Source organism: Porphyromonas sp. CAG:1061 (assembly GCF_000435035.1).
Classification (GTDB): domain Bacteria; phylum Bacteroidota; class Bacteroidia; order Bacteroidales; family Porphyromonadaceae; genus Porphyromonas_A; species Porphyromonas_A somerae.
Genome location: NZ_HF988944.1, coordinates 1 through 4346, shown reverse-complemented (window position 1 = coordinate 4346; position 4346 = coordinate 1). Strand labels below are relative to the sequence as shown.

General features: G+C 50.5%; 3 protein-coding genes and 1 pseudogene. 1 reads left to right on the top strand and 3 read right to left on the bottom strand.

Features of this window, described 5'->3' with window-relative positions:
• Positions 1–253, top strand: a pseudogene (locus QVO39_RS07990) (NCS2 family permease); the annotation flags it as partial.
• A gap of 343 nt (positions 254–596) precedes the next feature.
• On the opposite strand, the gene QVO39_RS07985 reads toward QVO39_RS07990, so the two are convergent.
• From QVO39_RS07985 to sufB, 3 genes are read right to left on the bottom strand one after another with little or no spacing between them, the layout of a single operon-like run.
• Complete coding sequence (locus QVO39_RS07985) at positions 597–1925, bottom strand: SufB/SufD family protein (RefSeq protein WP_021903724.1); 1329 nt, start codon at positions 1923–1925, stop codon at positions 597–599.
• Entirely contained in the window at positions 1922–2683 is a 762-nt protein-coding gene (gene sufC, locus QVO39_RS07980; protein ID WP_018028723.1) for a Fe-S cluster assembly ATPase SufC, read from the bottom strand. The genes QVO39_RS07985 and sufC overlap by 4 nt, the downstream gene beginning before the upstream one ends.
• Before the next feature lie 48 nt (positions 2684–2731).
• A complete protein-coding gene (sufB, locus tag QVO39_RS07975) occupies positions 2732–4174 on the bottom strand; it encodes a Fe-S cluster assembly protein SufB (RefSeq protein ID WP_021903723.1) in 1443 nt (480 codons plus the stop codon).
• Between the last annotated feature and the right edge of the window lie 172 nt (positions 4175–4346).

Below are 4346 nucleotides of genomic sequence, written 5' to 3'. Positions count from 1 at the left end.
TACAGGGGCACTAGTGATGGTAGGAGTACTGATGCTAAGCTCCGTGAGAGATATCAACCTCTCCGACCTCTCCGAGGCACTCCCCTGCTTCATCACCATGCTCACCATGGTACTCACCTACAACATCGCAGAGGGTATGGCACTCGGTATGATCAGCTTCACCCTAGTGAAGCTCTTCAGCGGCCAATACAAACAACTCAATTGGACCCTCGTCATCGTCACCATCCTCCTCATGATCCGCTACGCCCTCTAGCCAAAAGGGGGCGAAGATTTGGAGTCCTCCAAATAGTCTCAAAACGCCTTGTAGGAGGAGAGCAAAAGTTGAGATGCAACTAAGCAATCGGTTAGTTGCAACAAAGCAAACGGCGAGATGCAACAAAGCAAATGCTTAGTTGCATCTCATTTTTCGTTCTTATAACCATTTGATTTCTAAGACGATACAGATGGGTCGAAAGAGAGTATCCAAGGTGGCCTCCAAAAATATGCTTGAGAGGTCAAACTAGGCTCATATCTCCGATTTGAATGAGCCAGTTCCGATAAAAAATCCCCGCTGATCCATAAGGGTCAACGGGGATATTATCTATTTCGGGAAACGGTTATTGGCAGGAGGCAGGTAGGCCTCTATACCGCTTATCTATGGTATTAATTAGTCGCTCACGCAGAGGGAGGTAACTAATCTTTTCTAGCACGTCGCTCATAAAGGCGGCGGTGAGCATCAGCTTGGCCTCCATCAATGGGATTCCTCTCTGACGCATATAGAAGATTGCCTGCTCGTTGAGCTCACCGGTGGTCATACCGTGCGAACACTTCACATCATCGGCATAGATTTCTAGCTGTGGCTTGGAAAACATCTTTGCCTGCTCTGAAAGAAGGAGGTTGCGGTTATTTTGATACGCCTCGGTCTTCTGAGCATCAGGAGCAACGTAGATCCGACCACAGAAAGAGCCAATAGAGGTATCGTTCATGGTGTACTTAAAGAGTTGGTCGGAGTGGCAATTGGGGCTGCTATGACGTATAAAGCACCAGTTGTCTAGTCGCTTAGCATCGTCAAGCACGCCCAAACCATCGAGGTCGATAGAGGCTCGTTCGCCTATGAGGTCGCAAAAGAAGTTGTTGCGCGTTGCTCCGTTTTGCACCGTGACATTATCCACAATCACTGTACTATCCTCAGCTTGCTGGATATGGGTCTCCATAACACGCAGGCTGTGGGTACTACTCTCCTCGATATTGAAGTAGCTAAACTTGGCCCCTCGATCCACATAGATCTCAATGGCACCGATATAGCCAGTCGCCTCCTCGTGTTTTCCATGGTCGCAGAAAAGCAGTGTAGCTTCGCTCTCCGCCTCGGCAATCACAAGGATACGAGGGAAGGTAAGTGTCTGCCCCTGGTCTTTAGAAGAAGAAGGATAATGAATAAGGTGCAGAGGGGAGGGCAAGTGTACTCCCTCTGGGATATAGTAGACAAATAGGTCCTCATTATAGAGGCTATTGAGCTGGGTAAGGCGTGCCTCTTTGGTAGAGGGCATTTGATTGTAGTATCGCTCAGCCACCTCAGGATATTTTCTAGCGAACTCAGTGATTGAGCCAGCGAAGTAGCCCTGACCCTCTACCGAAGGTGCCACTTTGCCACCAATCAAATAGGCTTGCACCACATCGGGATAGGTAAGTCGGCAAGCATAGGCCTTTGCTTCGGCCTCAGTAAGACGTGGGGCGGAAGAGAGTTGCCACTCCTTGGAGAGCCACTCATCGACCTTGAAATACTGGTAGTCCTCCTCACGGTAGATAGGTAGCCCTCGCTCCTGAAGGTACTCCCTAGCGGCTGCACGATCACGCTCTAGGAGCGGATGTGTGGGGGCAGGCTGGTACTGACTGAGGAAGTGCTGAGCGAGTGCCAGCTGTGCTTCCTTTCTCTTACTCTTTTTCATTCTGCCTCCTTCTCTTGCTCTTCTCTAATCCAGTCATAACCACGCTCCTCTAGCTCTAGGGCAAGCTCGGGGCCACCTGTCTTCACGATACGGCCATCGAGTAGCACGTGTACGATATCGGGCTTGATAAAGTCGAGTAGCCTCTGGTAGTGAGTAATCACAATCGCCGCCGTCTCGGGTGAACGAAGGGTATTGACTCCGTGTGCTACAATCTTCAGTGCGTCGATGTCTAGGCCCGAATCGGTCTCATCCAAGATAGAGAGAGCAGGCTGTAGCACAGCCATCTGGAATATCTCGTTACGCTTTTTCTCACCACCCGAGAAGCCAACATTCACGGCACGTCCTGTGAGCTCGCTATTGAGCTCCACTAGCTTTTGCTTCTCCTTGATCAGTTTGAGGAATTCCGAGGCACTCATAGGGTGCTCCCCGCGTGCTACTCTCTTGGAATTCACTGCGGTGCGAAGGAAGTTAATCATACTGACCCCAGGGATCTCCACTGGGTATTGGAAACTCATAAAGATGCCCTCCTGTGCACGCTCCTCCGGCTCCATCTCAAGGAGGTTGTGGCCATTGTAGAGCACCGAACCACCAGTTACCTCATAGCGAGGGTGACCCGTGAGCACATTGGAGAGGGTACTCTTCCCTGCTCCATTAGGTCCCATTATAGCGTGTACTTCTCCAGCATTTACGGTGAGGTTGACCCCCTTCAAAATGGTCTTATCCTCAATCCTAGCATGTAGATCCTTTATCTGTAACATATATATCTCTTATTTTCTAGCAAACTTTAATTATCCTCTTCACTTCACTTAACCCACCGATCCCTCGAGGGAGATCGATAGGAGCTTTTGTGCCTCTACGGCAAACTCCATCGGCAGGTTATTCATCACCTCCTTGGCATATCCATTGATGATAAGCCCCACCGCCTCCTCGCTAGGGATGCCCCTTTGATTGCAATAAAAGAGCTGATCCTCTGAAATCTTGGAGGTAGTCGCCTCGTGCTCAATGATACTAGTAGGATTATGCACCTCGGCATATGGGAAGGTATGTGCCCCGCACTTATCCCCTATCAAGAGGCTATCGCACTGCGAGTGGTTGCGAGCATTCTGTGCACCGCTACTCACCTTGACCAGTCCTCGATAGCTATTCTCGCTTTTGCCTGCCGAGATACCCTTTGAGACAATACGGCTACGGGTATTCTTACCGAGGTGTATCATCTTGGTGCCGGTATCGGCTTGCTGGAAGTTATTGGTCACCGCCACGGAATAAAACTCCCCCACCGAGTCATCTCCCTGTAGAATACAGCTAGGATATTTCCAGGTAATGGCCGAACCGGTCTCTACCTGTGTCCAAGAGATCTTGGAGCGGTCGCCACGGCAAATGCCTCGCTTCGTAACGAAGTTGTAGATACCTCCCTTACCCTCCTTATCGCCAGGGTACCAGTTTTGTACTGTAGAGTACTTCACCTCGGCATCGGTCTCGGCAATGATCTCCACCACCGCAGCGTGCAACTGATTATCGTCGCGCATGGGGGCGGTACACCCCTCTAGGTAGCTAACGTAAGCCCCCTCGTCGGCGACGATCAAAGTACGCTCAAACTGACCGGTGTTCATCGCATTGATACGGAAGTAGGTGCTCAGCTCCATTGGGCAACGCACTCCCTTAGGGATATAGACGAAAGAACCATCGGAGAAGACTGCAGCATTGAGTGCCGCAAAGAAGTTGTCGCGATAGCCGACTACGGTACCTAGATACTTTTTGATCAGCTCAGGATACTCCTTGAGGGCTTCGCTAAAGGACATGAAGATGATCCCTTTCTCTGCCAGAGTCTCCTTGAATGTAGTCTTTACTGAGGAGCTATCCACCACCGCATCCACGGCATAGCCAGCAAGCGCTTTACGCTCATTTACGGGGATACCCAGCTTCTCAAAGGTACGCTCTAGCTCAGGATCCATCTCCTCATCATGGCTTTTGCGTGCCCTGGGCTGCGCAAAGTAGATCACCTCCTGAAAGTCTATCTCAGGGATATCTAGGTGTGCCCAATCGGGTTGCTCCATAGTAAGCCAGTGGCGATAAGCATCGAGACGCCGCTCCAGCATCCACTCGGGCTCTCCCTTCTTTTCTGAAATCAGGCGAATCGTCTCCTCGGATAATCCCTTAGGGATATACTCCGTCTCGACATCGGTAGTCCAACCATATTCATAGTCGGACTGCGTCACCTTGTCTATTATATCATCAAAATGTTCGCTCATATATTATTATATCGTGTCGGCGGGAGTTGCCTCCTTCGCCTTAGGTGTTAGATGTTGATTCACTTCCTTTTGGATTAACAGCCGTGTGGGGAGAATTGTTTCCCCAAACCGCACTATTTCGGGTGCGATGGTGGATTGTTGGGGCACGCCACCCCAGCCATACCGTGGACTG